We start from the raw sequence: 15006 nt of genomic DNA on the forward strand, positions 1-15006 counted from the left end.
AGAAAGGTCTCATCATGAAACAACAGATTCTTGTGGCCGCCCTGGCGCTTGTCTGCGGCACCACTTTTGCCCAGGAAGTCGGGCGTGTGGTCTCCAGCACACCGGTCATCCAGCAGGTGGCGGTGCCACGCCAGGTGTGCAGCACCGAACAGGTGGCGGTGGCCCAGCCCAAGTCGGGTGCGGGTGCGGTCATGGGCGCCATCGCTGGTGGCGCCATGGGCAATGCCATTGGCCACGGTAGCGGCCAGGCGGCGGCCACCATGCTTGGCCTCTTTGGCGGCGCGGTGCTGGGCGACCGGATTGAAGGCCAGGGCGACACCCAGCTGCAAAACGTGCAGCGTTGCAGCAGCCAGACCTTCTACGAGAACCGCACCGTGGCCTACAACGTGGTCTACGAGTACGCCGGCAAACAATACAGCGTGCAAATGCCCCAAGACCCCGGGCCGACACTGCAGCTGCAGGTCACGCCAGTGGGTGCTGCGCCAGCCGCTGCCGCCCCCACGGCACAGCTGTCTTACGACCAGGTGCAGCCCACCACCGTGATCGTGACACAACCGGTCTACCCGGTGTATGCGCCCCGGCCCTATTACCCACCGGTGTCCTTGAACCTGGGCTGGGGTTACTGGGGGGGCAACTACGGCCATGGCCACGGGCATTGGCGTTAACACACCAATTGGCCAGCAGCTGGCTGCATCCGGCCTGGGCTAAAGGGTTTGGGCATGAGCCAAAGTCTTTGACACATGAGCCAAATCGGCCTTTAGCCCTTTTATGATCAGGGCGGGTAGCTACTGATCAAGTAGCGCAGGTGGTTGCCGGGGCGACCGTTTGCGCGCTGGCGCACAGAGCCTGCCCACCAAACCGTCCACAGTGGGGCCTTGTTCACCACACTGAAGGATGCGCGATGTTGCGAAGCATGAACGACCTCAAGGGTTACACCATTGGCGCCACTGATGGCGAAATTGGCCACGTCACCGACTTTTTCTTTGACGACCAGCGCTGGACCATCCGTTTTCTGGTGGTCGAGACCGGCACCTGGCTGCTCAGCCGCAAGGTGCTGATCTCGCCGTTTTCACTGATGCAGGCCGACTGGGAACACAAACGCCTGCCGGTGCGCATCACCCGCGAGGCGGTCAAAAACAGCCCCGACATCGACACCAACCAGCCGGTATCGCGCCAGCACGAGGTGCAGTACGCCGACTACTACGGTTACCCCTACTACTGGGGTAGCGACGACCTGTGGGGCAACGGCCTGTACAACCCGGTGCTGGCACCACCGGCTGGGCTGAACCCGGAGGCGCTGGCCCAAGTCCGGTCCGAGGTGGCGGGTGTCTACGCCCGCGCCGAGCAGACCCTGCGGCAGAACGACGACCCGCACCTGCGCAGTTGCCAGGCGGTGCTGGGTGATCACCTGGAAGCCAGCGACGGCGACATCGGCCATGTGCAGGGCATGCTGGTGGATGAAGACAGCTGGACGATTCGTTACCTGGTGGCCGACACCAGCAACTGGTGGCTGGGGCACCAGGTGCTGATCCCGCCGGACTGGGTCAGCGACATCCGCTGGGCCGATTCACGCGTCAGCGTCAACCTGAGCCGCCAAGCCATCCAGGACAGCCCGCGTTTTGATGCGTCAACACCACTGACCCGTGAACAAGAGCAGGCGCTGTACCGCCACTACGAACGCCCGAGCTACTGGGAGCGTGAACACACAACCGCGCCGGATAGGTCGTAGGAGGGGTGTCTGCGGGTTTGGCCTCGTTAGGTGTCGGCTGGGTCTGTATGAAAACTATCGCTAGCCCTCATTTAGCAAGGGCTGGTAGCTATGGCTACTGTAGCTATGCGAGGTGGCAGAGGCCTGCGTTGCGCAGTGCGGCCAATCATCAGTGCCGTCATTTGCTGCCCATGTGTGCGCCATTTTCACCATACAGCCGAAGGCAGATTGAGGCTGGAAGCCGACAGCCAAATTTACAGACAGCGCTTATACAAATCGTCGAAATTTATCCTTTAGCACTCAAGAAAAGCGTCCGCGTACCCAACCAGTTTTGCAGCTGTTAATGTTCACGCTAGGTAGACCTAAAGGGAATTTCTGAAGCAACAACTCGCTCCGCTAAGTTGTGCTGTCCAATATTTTTAAGCATTTGCCGCAGAGAGTTTGCTGCGAGAGCGCTCGATACAGAAGGGCCAAGTATTATTCGATCCACGAGGGTTTCTAGGGAGATGTTTTCTGTTTTTAGTTCAGGTATTGGCTTGATAGGAAGTTTAAGTTTCGGCTCAATGCCTTTGTTTGTGGCAAGGTGACCGAAGTATTTCTTGAAGATTTGCTCTTTATCCTTGTCGCTCATATAGACGACACGCCACTCTCGCTCTTCATGGAACCCGTGATGCTTCGTGAAAAGGGCAAATGACTTTAAGCGCTGCAGCCAAGCCCAGGCTGCGTAATAAAAATCGTCTTCCACCTTTGCGTGAACGGAAATTACTGCTGCAAGGCTAGTTAGTTTTTCGCAGATCCAATTTTTCCGCTCAATCTTTGAGGCGTAATGCACTTTGCCAACGATTAGCGGCGAATCTGCATATTCGTTTATGTTGGCAGTGCTGATTACAAGAGCTGCACCTGAACCCGAGTTTCCGTAGCCACGCCACATGGATAGCAATCCGTCGTTGTCGTCAGCGTTATGCTCCGAAAAGCATAGTATGTATGTGTTTAAAACGTGATTTGAATCGAAATCGCTGAACAAACGGTCAAAATCTTGTAGAAGTTTTTTGTGGTTCTCTGGCGTGCCACACGCCTTACGAATTGCTTCATTTTGATGTAGTTCGCGCGCGCCTTCGCTCATGCCAAACTGCAACTCTTCGAGGTCATTCATGAAAAGAGGATTGGAAAACCAAAACTGTTCTTTAGTGACGATTTGCTCGAAAGTTTGAATGGATGTGTAGTGAGCGAGCAAGGGGCGTGACGACGGGAAGGATGACTCCTCTTGAAAGTCAGCCCAAAGCTCTGCTGATGCAAGGTTAAAGAAGGTCGGATCGCTCATGTTACGAATGCAGATGTGAGAGCAAGTTCTCAGCCGACAATTCTGACAGCAAGTTCACTGCCTGAGTATCCCCAGAACAGGAGAAATCGTGGAATGACTGAAACCGCTGAAAAACGGTAGGCCACATCAGTACCTTTGCAAGACTTTTCGCCAATCCTCACTCAGACGCCAAGAAGCCAAATCGCTTGGCTACAACTGCACCTATCGCAGCCGCAACTGGTGTACCCAAGAAATAGATCAACCAGCCATTGGCAGCTTCATGCGACGCAGAAAACAGAACTATCAAGGCAACACAGGTGAGTAGTACGTTCAAGCCACTCAGTCCGCCCAAACACGAGGTGTCCGAAGTTTCCAAGTAACCAGTGATGGCCAACCAAATCCAATGTGGCGCTGAATATGCCAGGTAGGTAAGAGCAAAACTTTCAACCGCACTTTGCAGGCCTATGGCGGTCATTTCTGATGGAGGTGCAGCAACTGCGGTAGCAATGACAACCATGAGCGGGATGGCAAGTTGAATCAGGTAGCGCATGCCAGAGTCCTTCGGTGGCGAACAAAGTTCTCCTTAGATTGTGCCAAGGCCGACGCTTTAGACCATCCCCCGATTGAGGGATGCCACTGAATGACTGCAACCCTGCCTGCCACCTCCACCCGCGCCCCGTTCAGTGAAGTCCAGCCCACGCAGTCCTCACACCCCAGCCTGCAGCGCCTCATCCAGCAGCTCAATCCAGTGCCGCACCGGTGTTTTGGTACCGCTTTGTAAATGGCTGATGCAGCCGATGTTGGCTGAGGCAATGCTGTCGGGTGGGCCGTTCTCAAAGGTGTGGTTGATGTGGCCCAGTTTGCGGTCGCGCAGCTGGGTGGCGATCTCCGGCTGCAGCACGCTATAGGTGCCGGCCGAGCCGCAGCACAGGTGGGATTCGCAGCCGGTGATCTTGAGTTTGAAACCCAGCTCAGCCATGTATTTGTCCACCCCGCCACGTAACTTCATGCCGTGTTGCAGTGAACACGGCGGGTGCCAGACGATGGTGCTGGCGCGAGGTTTGACACGTTCGCGCAGTTTCTCGGTCAGTTCGGGCAGCCATTCGCTGATGTCGTGGGCGAGGTCGCTGATGCGTTGCGCCTTGGCCGCGTAGGCCGGGTCGTCGCGCAGGATGTGGCCGTAATCCTTGACGGTGGCGCCGCAGCCCGAGGCGTTCATCACAATGGCTTCGACCCCCGGGCGGCCCGCCACGCCGTTGATGTAGGGCCACCAGGCGTCGATGTTGGCCCGCATTTCGCTCTTGCCACCGTCCTGGTCGTTCAGGTGAAACTTGAGGGCTCCACAGCAGCCGGCCTTGGGTGCGATCACCGTCTGGATGCCCGCGGCGTCCAGCACACGGGCGGTGGCGCTGTTGATGTTGGGGCTCATGCTGGGTTGGACACAGCCAGCCAGCATCAGCACCTGGCGCGGGTGTTGGCGTGTGGGCCAGGCGCCGCCGCTTTGTTTGGCGGGCACTTTTTTCTGCAGTGCCTGGGGCAGCAGGCCACGTGCGAGCTGGCCCATGGCCATCGCAGGTGCAAACAGCGGCGACGAGAGGCCTTCCTTGAGTGTCCAGCGCATGGCTTTTTCGTTGGCCGGGCGCGGCACCTGCGCGTCCACCAGTTTGCGGCCAATGTCGAGCAGGTGGCCGTATTGCACGCCGCTGGGGCAGGTGGTTTCGCAGTTGCGGCAGGTCAGGCAGCGGTCCAGGTGCAGCTGGGTTTTGCGCGTGGGTTTGGCGCCTTCGAGCACCTGTTTGATCAGGTAGATACGGCCACGCGGGCTGTCGAGTTCGTCACCAAGCAGCTGGTAGGTCGGGCAGGTGGCGGTGCAAAAACCGCAGTGCACACAGTTGCGCAGAATGGCCTCGGCGGTCAAGCCGTCGGGCGTGCCTTGGTATTGGGGGCTGAGTTGGGTTTGCATGGCGATACGGCGGCTCAGAGCGAACGGAACATGCGCCCAGGGTTGAAGATGTTGGCCGGGTCAAACTCGGCCTTGAGGCGCGTGTGGATCTGGTCGAGTGGCCGCTCTAGGGGCTCAAATCGGTCGATAGCCCTTTTTGTGTCTGGCTCATTTGCTCTGAAAAGCATAGTTGTTCCGCCCACGGCCTGGCTCAGGTCGCGCAACTTGGCGGCGGCCGACTCGGGTGCCCAGACCCAGCGCAGGCCGCCGTGCCATTCCACCAGCTGCGGCCAGAGCAGGTTCAGCCCCGGGGCGGTCTGCGGCAGGCTCAGGCGCCACAGGGCCAGGCCCGGGTGGGCGGCGGCGTCAAAAAACGGCAAGGTCTGGTCGCGGCAGGCAGTCCAGTCGGCGCTGGCTTGTGCGGGGTCCACGGTATGGCCGGGCAGATCCTGCGTCATGTTGGTGATGGCCGAGTCCACCGCAGCGCCCGCGCCGCGCAGGCGCACAAAGAGCTGGCCGACCTCGCCGGGTTCGTGTTCACCTTGTTCCCAGCGGCTGGCGTTGAGCGGTAGCGGCTGCGCGCCCCAGCGGTGCAATTGTTCCAGCGCACGGGCCTGGTCAACCTCGAACACCAGGGTGGCTTCGGCTGCGGGCAGCGGCATCACCTTGAGCGACACCTCGGTCAGCAGGCCCAGGATGCCCAGGCTGCCCACCATCAGGCGGCTGAGGTCGTAGCCAGCCACGTTTTTCATGACCTGGCCACCAAAAATCAGGTGTTCAGCCCGGCCATTGACCATCTGCAGACCCAGCACATAGTCACGCACACCGCCTACGCTGGCGCGCGACGGGCCACTCAGCCCGGCTGCGACCATGCCACCCACGGTGCCACGCCCGCCAAAACGCGGGGGCTCAAACGCCAGGCACTGGCCCTGCTGTGCCAGCGTGGCCTCCAGCTCAGTCAGTGGGGTGCCCGCGCGTGCGGTGATGACCAGTTCGGTCGGTTCGTAGCTGACGATGCCGGTGTGGCCGCTGGTGTCGAGCAATTCACCCTGCAGCATTTCGCCATAAAAATCCTTGCTGCCGTGGCCCCGGATGCGCAGCGGTGTGTGGGCTGCTGCGGCGGCGCGAATGCGGTCGATCAGGGCGGGCAGGGTGTCGGTCATGGCAGTGCGGGCAAAAAAAGATGGCCCATGTTAGGGCCAAGTCCTGACGGCAGGCTTGAATTTTTTGAAACGTCTGTGTTCGAAAAATTGTCAAACTCCCGCCGCCCCCAATGCTGCGGGCGAGCCGACTCAGTCGCGGAAAAACTGCACCGGCAGCCCGGCCACCGCCACCCGCATTGCCACCACCTGGCCCGACAACGGGTAGGTGGCCAGCTCGTCGGCAGGGCGGTTTTTGCTGGCGCTGGTGAGGTACAGGGTTTTGAGGTCTTCGCCACCAAAACAGGGCATGGTGGGGCAGACCAGCGGGGTCGGAATGTCGGCCAGCAGGCGGCCGTCCGGCGCAAACTGGCAGACGCGCTGGCCTTCATACATGGCGACCCAGTAATTGCCCGCCACGTCGACGGCGGCGCCATCCGGGCGGCCACCGTAGACCAGGGGTGCGGCGGCCGTGCCTGGCCAGCCTTCGGGTTTGGGCTCGAAGCTGGCAAACACCCGCTGCGCCGACATGGCGCCGCTGCTGGTTTCAAAGTCCCAGGCCCAGACCGTGTGGCTGGGTGAGTTGGCCCAGTACAGGGTGCGGTTGTCGGGGCTCCAGGCCAGGGCGTTGGCGGTGGTGAAGCTGCCGTTGGGGGCAATCTTGCAGCTGATATGGACCTGGCCCGGGTGCTCGGGGTGGTGGGTGTCCAGGCAGTAGAGGCCCACGTTCTTGAGCTGGCGCGTCTCGTCAAGCGTGCCGATCCACAGGCGGCCCTGGGCATCACATTTGCCGTCGTTGGCGCGCATCTGGGTGGTGTCGTAGTCCAGCGTGGCCAGCAGCTGCAGCTCACCGCCCCACTCGCGGGCGCGGAACACGCCGTGGCGCAGGGCGATCACCAGCCCGCCGCTGCTTGCCGGGGCGATACAGCCGGGCTCACTGGGCAAGTCCCAGGTCTCGACCGTGCCCATGTAGGTGTTGGCGCGCAGTACCTGGCGGCCCGGGATGTCGAGCCAATACAACATCTGCTCTTGCGGGTGCCAGAAGGGCGATTCACCCAATTGGCAGCGGTGGGGGGCGACGGTTTGCCAAGTGGCTGGGTGCTCGGGTGCGGAAGGATTCATGTGGGCAGAGTGGCATCAAAGGGAGGTGCCATTGTGCCCGGCAAACCTTGGCCTGTAGCGGCTCAGGCCGTGGGTGGGTTGATCAGAATCGCGCGGAAGTCGTTCACATTGGTCAGTGTGGGCCCGCAGACCACCGAGTCACCCAGCGCCTGGAAAAAGCTGTGGGCGTTGTTGTTGTCCAGATAGCTGCGCGGGTTCATGCCCAGCGCCCAGGCACGCGCCAGGGTGTCGGGGGTGAGCAGGGCACCGGCAATCTCTTCCAAGCCGTCGACACCGTCGGTGTCTGCCGCCAGCGCGTAGACCCCCGGGGTGCCTGCCAGTGCAATGCCCAACGCCAGCAAAAACTCCACATTGCGCCCGCCTCGTCCGGTGCCGCGCAGGGTCACCGTGGTCTCACCACCACTGAGCAACAAACAGGGCGCCTGGAACGGCTGGCCCTGGCGGACCACCTGGTGGGTCAGGCCCGCCAGCACCTTGGCCACATCGCGCGACTCGCCCTCCAGGCTGTCGCTCAGGATGTGGGGTGTGAACCCGGCTGCCTGGGCCACCTGGGCTGCCGACTGCAGGGCGATCTGCGGTGCGGTGATCAGCTTGACAACACTGTGGGCCAGACGCGGGTCACCAGGCTTGATGGTTTCCCCCGCGCCACTCTCGAGCAATGCGCGTGCGGCCGGGGGGAGGCTGATCTGGTAACGCTGGACGATGGCCAGTGCGTCGGCGCAGGTGCTGCTGTCACCCACCGTGGGGCCGGAGGCGATGTCCATCGGGTTGTCGCCCGGCACGTCCGAGATCAGCAGCGTGAGCAGCTGCGCCGGGTGGCAGGCTGCGCCCAGACGGCCACCCTTGATGTCTGAGAGGTGGCGGCGCACACAGTTCATCTCAGAAATGCTGGCGCCGCTGGCCAGCAGGGCGGCATTGACCGCCTGTTTGTCCTGCAGCGTGAGGCCAGCGCCTGGTGCCAGCAGCAGGGACGAGCCACCGCCCGAGATCAGCGCGATCACCAGATCGTCGGCACTGAGGCCGGTGACGAGGTCGCGCAGACGTTGTGTGGCCTGCAGTCCGGCAGCATCGGGCACCGGGTGGGCGGCCTGCACAATCTCGATGCGCTGGCAGGGCACCTCATAGCCGTAGCGTGTGATCACCAGACCTTCCAGCGGGCCTGGCCAGTGGTCTTCGAGCGCGCGCGCCATGGCGGCCGAGGCCTTGCCCGCACCTATCACGATGGTGCGGCCCTTGGGTGGCGGCGGCAGATGCGGTGGCAGGCACAGCGCGGGTTGCGCTGCGGCCACAGCGGCATCGAACATCTGGCGCAGCAGGGCGCGCTGCTGGGTGACTGGGCTTGGCGTCATGGGCAGTTGGGGTGGGCTTTGGCAGATAAACTGCGTTTATACGTCAAAATGGCTTGTAGCCCTTATTCTTCAAGGGCATGCAGCTATTTAAATGGTAGTGCCAAAGGGCCGGGTCAACAGCTGTGTGGCCCGGCCCTTGTGTTTATTTGGCGCTGGCGACCTCATGGTTGCCCATGAGTTCGAGTGCCTTCACGAGCGCCGAGTGGTCCAGGTCAGCCATGCCGTTGGCGGCGCACACCTGCATCAGCTGCACCGCACCGGCGGTTTGGGGCAAGGCCAGGCCGAGTTCGCGTGCGCCTTGCATCGCCAGGCCCAGGTCTTTTTGGTGCAGCTTGATGCGAAAGCCAGGGTTGAACGTGCGATTGATCATGCGTTCACCATGCACTTCGAGAATGCGGCTGGAGGCAAACCCACCCATCAGTGCGGCGCGCACCTTGGCCGGGTCGGCACCGGCCTTGCTGGCAAACAGCAGGGCTTCACCCACGGCGGCGATGTTGAGCGCCACGATGATCTGGTTGGCCACCTTGGTGGTCTGGCCGTCGCCGTTGCCACCGACCAGGGTGATGTTTTTGCCCATCAGTTCAAACAGCGGTTTGACCAAGTCAAACGCGGCTTGTGAACCACCGACCATGATGGTCAGGCTGGCGGCTTTGGCGCCCACTTCGCCACCGGACACCGGTGCGTCGAGGTACTCACAGCCCAGGGCGTTGATCTTTTGTGCAAACACCTTGGTTTCCATCGGCGAGATGCTGCTCATGTCGACCACGGTTTTGCCAGCAGTCAGGCCAGAGGCCACGCCGTTATCACCAAACAGCACCTTGGCCACATCAGGGGTGTCGGGCAGCATCAGGAAGATGATGTCGGCGTGTTGGGTTACTTCCTGCGCGCTAGCGCATGCGGTAGCACCGGCAGCCGTCAGCTCGGCGGGCACCGGGCCCAGCGTGGTGACAAATAACGTGTGGCCAGCCTTGATCAGGTGCGCTGCCATGGGGGTGCCCATGATGCCCAAACCGATAAATCCTAATTTGCTCATTGTGAAACTCCAATACAGATTGACGAATTAAAAAAAGGGGGTGAGCCAGGGGGCGCTCAGTCCCGGTATTTGTCGCGCAGCGCCTGGGTGGCGGCACGAAACACGCCCAGGTCACTGCCCACGGCGACAAAAGTGGCGCCCATGGCCATGTAGCGGCGGGCGTCCGCCTCCACCGGGGCCAGGATGCCGCAGGGTTTGCCCGCTGCCTTGGCGGCGGCAAAGACACTGGTGATGGCCGCTTGCACTTCGGGATGGTTGGCATTGCCGAGGTGGCCCATGCCGGCGGCCAGATCGGACGGGCCAACAAACAGGCAGTCGATGCCGTCCAGCGCGGCAATCTCGGGTGCGGCGGCCACACCGGCCGGGCCTTCAATCTGCACCATCACACACATCTGTTCGTTGGCGCCTTTGAAGTAGTCGGGCACCGTGCCGTAGCGGTTGCTGCGTTGGGACACCGACACACCACGCATGCCTTGGGGTGGGTAACGGGTGGCGGCGACGGCCTTGCGGGCTTCGTCGATGTTTTCCACAAACGGGATCAGGAAGTTGTAAAACCCGGCGTCCAGCAGACGCTTGATTTCCACCGGGTTGTTCCAAGACGGGCGCACCACCGGCGCACTGGGGCTGTCCTTGAGCGCCATCAGCTGCGGGATGAGCGTGCCCATGTCGTTGGGCGCGTGTTCGCCGTCGAGCAGGATCCAGTCAAATCCGGCAACGCCGAGTGCCTCGGTGGTGATAGCGCTGGCCAGAGCCGACCAGCAGCCGATGAGCTTTTTGCCGGCCAGCAGGTCGCGTTTGAAACTGTTGGGAAACGGTTGGTAGGGGGTGACTTGGGTCATGGCAATACTTGGTTGGTTGAATGGGGGCTGAGCGCTCGGGGGGCGAGGCTCAGGTGATGGGGGCCGGGTTGAACAAGGTCAAAGCGTTGTGCAGCTGCCACTGCTCGGCCCAGGTCTGTTTGCGGCCACTGGCCACATCAAGCATCAGGTGGAACAGCTCCCAGCCCACGTCTTCGATGCTGGCGCTGCCTTCGGCAATACGGCCGGCGTTCACGTCCATCAGGTCGTGCCAGCGCCGGGCCAGGTCAGATCGGGTGGCGACCTTGATCACCGGGCACTCGGCCAAGCCATAAGGCGTGCCACGGCCGGTGGTGAACACATGCATGTTCATGCCCGCGGCCAGTTGTAACGTGCCGCAGACAAAGTCGCTGGCTGGGGTGGCGGCATACACCAGGCCGCTGGTGATGCCCTTGCCACGCAGGCTCTCGCCGGGGGACAACACCCCACTGATGGCCGCGCTGCCGCTTTTGATGATCGAGCCCATGGCCTTTTCAACAATGTTGGACAGGCCACCCTTTTTGTTGCCCGGTGTGGTGTTGGCGCTGCGGTCCGCACTGCCTTGGGCCAGGTAGGCGTCGTACCAGGCCATCTCGCGGACCATGGCCTGCGCCACCTCGGGGCTGCTGGCGCGGGCGGTGAGCTGGTCGATGCCGTCACGCACCTCGGTCACCTCGGAAAACATCACCGTGGCACCAGCGCGCACCAGCAGGTCGGCACAAAAGCCAACGGCGGGGTTGGCGGTCACACCCGAGAAGGCATCGCTGCCGCCACATTGCACACCCACCACCAGTTCACTGGCGGGCACGGTTTCGCGTTGTCTGGCGTTCAGGCGGGCCAGGTGTTTGTCGGCACTTTGAAGGATCGCGTCGATCATCGACATCAAACCCACATGCTGCTCGGATTGCAGACAGACCACATCGAGCGGCTCAGGTTCGCAGGAATTTGCGCCAAAACTGCTTGTAGCCCTTGTATCCAAAGGGCTGGTAGATACGCTATTGATAGCGATGGCATTCGCTGGCAAAAGCCGCTCGGGCTGCAGCTTTTCGCAGCCCAGGCTGACCACCATCAGTTCACCCCCAAAGTTGGGGTTTTGGCTGATGTGGCGCAGGGTGCGGATCGGGATGATGGCGTCGGGTGCGTCAATCGCCACCCCACAACCATAAGCGTGTTCCAGTCCCACCACATCGTCCACATTCGGGTACTTGGGCAGCAGCTCGGCCTTGATGCGTTTGACCGCCATCGCGACCACGCCTGACACACATTGCACCGTGGTGGTGATCGCCAGAATGTTGCGTGTGCCAACCGAGCCGTCGGCATTGCGGTAACCCTCAAAGGTATAACCCTCGAGCGGCGGCAAGTCTGGCGCGGCCTGGGTGGCCAGCGGCAAATTGTCGAGCGCACGCGCGTCGGGCATCAGCAACACCGACTCGTTGACCCAGCTGCCTGCGGGCAAGTCGCGGACGGTTTCGCCAATGCTTACGTTGTAGCGCCGCACGGTGCTGCCCTGCGGCAAATCGACCAGCGCCACCTTGTGGCCTTGTGGCACGGCTTGCACCAGGCGCAGGCCGTTGCCAAACACCGCGCCCGCAGGCAAACCTCCATCGTTGACCACAATGGCCACGTTGTCTGCCGGGTGCATGGTGATGAATAGCGGTGTGCTGTTCATGGCTCAGAACCTCGGTTTGATCTGTTTCCAGTCGGGCCGGAAACGCTGCATCTGCATCACGTCGTTGCGGGTGCGGATGCGGCAGACCTTGAAGGCTTCGTGCAACTCGGCCAGTTTGTCCTGGTCCAGCTCGACACCCAGGCCGGGTTTGTCGCTCAGATGCACACAACCACCCACAATCGGCACCCGGCCGCCGACCAGCACCTCGTCTTGCTGCCAGGGGTAATGGGTGTCGCAGGCGTAACTCAGGTGGTGCACCGAGGCGGCCAGATGGGTCATCGCCATCAGGCTGATGCCCAGATGGGAGTTGGAGTGCATCGACAGCCCCAAACCAAAAGTCTGGCAGGTGCGCGCCAGCGCCTGGGTGGCGCGCAGGCCCCCCCAGAAATGGTGGTCTGACAGCAAAATCTGCACCGAGTTGAGTTCAATGGCGCGCTTCAACTCCGCCCAGTTGGTGACCACCATGTTGGTGGCCAGGGGCAAGTTGGTCAGCTTGTGCAACTCGGCCATGCCCTCCAGCGTGGGGGTCGGGTCTTCGTAATACTCCAGCACACCGTCGAGCTTCTTGGCCACCCGCAGGCTGGCTGCCATCGACCAGTTGCTGTTGGGGTCGATACGCAGCTGGTGGTTGGGGAAAGCTGCACGCAGGGCCAGGATGGCGTCGGCTTCTTCATCGGGCTCGAACACACCGGCCTTGAGTTTGATGCTCTCAAAGCCGTATTGGTCGATCATCTGTTTGGCCTGTTTGACGATCTGTTCGGCGTTGACCGCCTCGCCATAGGGGTCAGGGGCGTACTCGGGATCGACCGAGGCGTCCCATTTGTAGAACAGGTAGGCCGAGTACGACACCTTGTCGCGCACAGCCCCGCCCAGCAGCTCCACCAGCGGGATGCCGATGGTGCGGGCCTGCAGGTCCATGAAGGCCACCTCAAACGCCGAGAACGCGCTGGTGACTAGGTTGCTGGCCAGCGAGCCCGGGGCCAGTTCCATTTCGACATGGCCGGTGTTGGTTTTGGGCGCGAGTGCAGCCACACGGGCCAGCATGCCGTTGAGGTCAAAGGCCGACAGGCCGACCAGCGTGGGGGCGCTGCGTGTCAGCAGGTCGAGCACCGGCGCATCGCCGTAGGTTTCGCCCAGGCCCACCAGACCGTTGGCACCCTCCACCTCGATGATGGAGCGCAGGCCAAAGGGCTCGTGCACACCCGCCGCATTGAGCAGGGCGGGGTCTTTGATGGCAATCGGTGTGACCCGGACGGCGGTGATTTTCATGATGATGACTCAGACAAAAATGGATCGGCAAGCAATGGGTGCCAAAGCACCTGGAGAGAGGGTAGAACCCGGAACCAGTCCGTGTGTCTGGGCCAGGGCCAGATGGCCGCTGGCCCAGGAACTAGGCGGTCGCAGTCGTGGTCTTGACCGTTTTGCTGCTGTGGGTCTTGTAGACATGCCACAGCACGGATACCAACGACAAACCGATGAACGTGCCTGAAATCGGAGAGGTCAGGAAGTCCATGAAGTTGTTGTCAGACAGCATCAGGCCACGGCGCAGGTTGGTCTCGGCCATGGGGCCGAGGATCAGGCCGATGATGAAGGGCGTCTGCGGGATGCCAAACTTCACGAAGCCATAACCGATCAGGCCAAAGAACACGATGACACCCACGTCAAAGATCCGGTTGCCCAGACCGAAGGCGCCCACGAAGCACAGCACCAGGATGATGGGCAGCAGGATGTATTTCGGTACCCCCAGCAATTTGACAAAAACCCGCACGCCATACAACTCAGCAAACAGCATCATCACGGCCGACACCAGCATGGCGATGAAGATGGTGTACACCAGCGGACCTTGCGAGACGAATAGCAGCGGCCCGGGCTGGATGCCATGGATCATGAAGCCGCCCAGCAGCATGGCCGTCACGGTGTCGCCCGGGATGCCCAGGGTCAGCAGCGGGATCATGGCACCGCCCACAGCAGAGCAGGCAGCGGTTTCAGAGGCCACAACGCCGTCGATGATGCCTGTACCGAATTTCTCAGGATGTTTGGACTGTTTCTTGGCCACCATGTAGGACACGATGTTGGAGGTGCCGGAGCCGATACCAGGCAAGATGCCGATGCCGGTGCCGATCAATGTGGAGCGGACCATGTTCCAGCCCTGCTCAAAAAACTCTTTCACGGAAAAGCCGAAACCCTTCAACTTGACGATGGTGACTTTGGCATGGGTCTCGGTCTTGACTTCTTCGGCTACTTTGATGATCTCGGAGATCGCAAACAGACCAATCAGCACCGGCAGAATGTCGAAGCCACCATTGAGTTCGGTCAGACCCAGGGTGAAGCGTGTGGTGGCGTCTACCGGCGCAATACCAACGGTTGAGAACGCAAAACCCAGCAAGCCGGAGAACAGGCCCTTGACCATCGAACCGGTGGACAGGGTGACGATCAGTGTGAGCGAGAAGATGGCGATTGAGAAATACTCATGCGGTCCAAACGCCAGGGCAATCTTGGCCAGCGAGGGCGCAATGAACATCAGTGCAAAAATGCTCAGCAGTGTGCCTATGAACGAGTAGAAGATGCCGACGCCCAGCGCCTTGGCGCCTTCGCCCCGTTCCATCATGGGGCCACCGTCAAACACGGTGGCCACCGAGGCCGGTGTCCCCGGGATTTTGAGCAAAATGGCTGAAATGAGGCCGCCCGAGACGCCGCCGATGTACAGCCCGACCAGCAGCGCAATGCCGGCGCTGGCGCTTAATGAGTAGGTGATGGGCAGAAACAGCGCCACCGCCATGGTGGCCGTCAGGCCCGGAATGGCGCCAAAAATGATGCCCACGACTGTGCCGAAAAAGATCAGGCCGAGCATCTGGAAGGTGAAGACGTTTTCAACACCCTGAAGGAAGAGGTCAAACATGCAATGGCT

General features: G+C 61.4%; 13 protein-coding genes. 2 read left to right on the forward strand and 11 right to left on the reverse strand.

What is annotated here, in order from left to right:
* The first annotated feature begins 14 nt into the window (after positions 1–14).
* The gene (locus KKO72_RS15280; protein ID WP_214940320.1) at positions 15–665 is read left to right on the forward strand and encodes a glycine zipper 2TM domain-containing protein; all 651 of its coding nucleotides are present in this window, start codon (positions 15–17) and stop codon (positions 663–665) included.
* 236 nt (positions 666–901) lie between these two features.
* Positions 902–1729, forward strand: coding sequence for a PRC-barrel domain-containing protein (locus KKO72_RS15285; RefSeq protein WP_214940323.1), 828 nt, complete (start codon positions 902–904; stop codon positions 1727–1729).
* Between the two features lie 331 nt (positions 1730–2060).
* Here the strand turns inward: KKO72_RS15285 and KKO72_RS15290 are convergent, their stop codons facing one another.
* From KKO72_RS15290 to KKO72_RS15340, 11 genes are all read right to left on the reverse strand, one after another.
* A complete protein-coding gene (locus tag KKO72_RS15290; RefSeq protein WP_214940326.1) occupies positions 2061–3029 on the reverse strand; it encodes a DUF2971 domain-containing protein in 969 nt (322 codons plus the stop codon).
* 157 nt (positions 3030–3186) lie between these two features.
* Positions 3187–3558: a hypothetical protein gene (locus KKO72_RS15295; protein WP_214940328.1), complete on the reverse strand. Its 372-nt coding sequence runs from the start codon at positions 3556–3558 to the stop codon at positions 3187–3189.
* Between the two features lie 156 nt (positions 3559–3714).
* Positions 3715–4971: a glycolate oxidase subunit GlcF gene (gene glcF / locus KKO72_RS15300; protein WP_214940331.1), complete on the reverse strand. Its 1257-nt coding sequence runs from the start codon at positions 4969–4971 to the stop codon at positions 3715–3717.
* Positions 4972–4985: 14 nt separating this feature from the next.
* Positions 4986–6113 carry a glycolate oxidase subunit GlcE gene (gene glcE, locus KKO72_RS15305; RefSeq protein WP_214940334.1) on the reverse strand — a complete coding sequence of 376 codons (1128 nt, stop codon included), beginning with the start codon at positions 6111–6113 and terminating at the stop codon, positions 4986–4988.
* Between the two features lie 129 nt (positions 6114–6242).
* Positions 6243–7211, reverse strand: coding sequence for an SMP-30/gluconolactonase/LRE family protein (locus KKO72_RS15310; RefSeq protein WP_214940337.1), 969 nt, complete (start codon positions 7209–7211; stop codon positions 6243–6245).
* A gap of 62 nt (positions 7212–7273) precedes the next feature.
* Positions 7274–8560: a glycerate kinase gene (locus tag KKO72_RS15315; RefSeq protein ID WP_251140695.1), complete on the reverse strand. Its 1287-nt coding sequence runs from the start codon at positions 8558–8560 to the stop codon at positions 7274–7276.
* Between the two features lie 142 nt (positions 8561–8702).
* Positions 8703–9593 (reverse strand): 2-hydroxy-3-oxopropionate reductase, encoded by an 891-nt coding sequence (gene glxR, locus KKO72_RS15320; protein WP_214940340.1) that lies wholly within the window; start codon positions 9591–9593, stop codon positions 8703–8705.
* A 56-nt stretch (positions 9594–9649) separates the two neighbouring features.
* Positions 9650–10432 carry a 2-dehydro-3-deoxyglucarate aldolase gene (gene garL, locus KKO72_RS15325; RefSeq protein WP_214940345.1) on the reverse strand — a complete coding sequence of 261 codons (783 nt, stop codon included), beginning with the start codon at positions 10430–10432 and terminating at the stop codon, positions 9650–9652.
* Between the two features lie 49 nt (positions 10433–10481).
* Positions 10482–12098 carry a galactarate dehydratase gene (garD, locus tag KKO72_RS15330; RefSeq protein WP_214940348.1) on the reverse strand — a complete coding sequence of 539 codons (1617 nt, stop codon included), beginning with the start codon at positions 12096–12098 and terminating at the stop codon, positions 10482–10484.
* 3 nt (positions 12099–12101) lie between these two features.
* Positions 12102–13367 (reverse strand): glucarate dehydratase family protein, encoded by a 1266-nt coding sequence (locus KKO72_RS15335; protein ID WP_214940351.1) that lies wholly within the window; start codon positions 13365–13367, stop codon positions 12102–12104.
* A gap of 121 nt (positions 13368–13488) precedes the next feature.
* Positions 13489–14997: a tripartite tricarboxylate transporter permease gene (locus KKO72_RS15340; RefSeq protein WP_214940354.1), complete on the reverse strand. Its 1509-nt coding sequence runs from the start codon at positions 14995–14997 to the stop codon at positions 13489–13491.
* Between the last annotated feature and the right edge of the window lie 9 nt (positions 14998–15006).

Source organism: Rhodoferax sp. U11-2br, from assembly GCF_018619435.1.
Taxonomy (GTDB): Bacteria; Pseudomonadota; Gammaproteobacteria; order Burkholderiales; family Burkholderiaceae_C; genus Rhodoferax.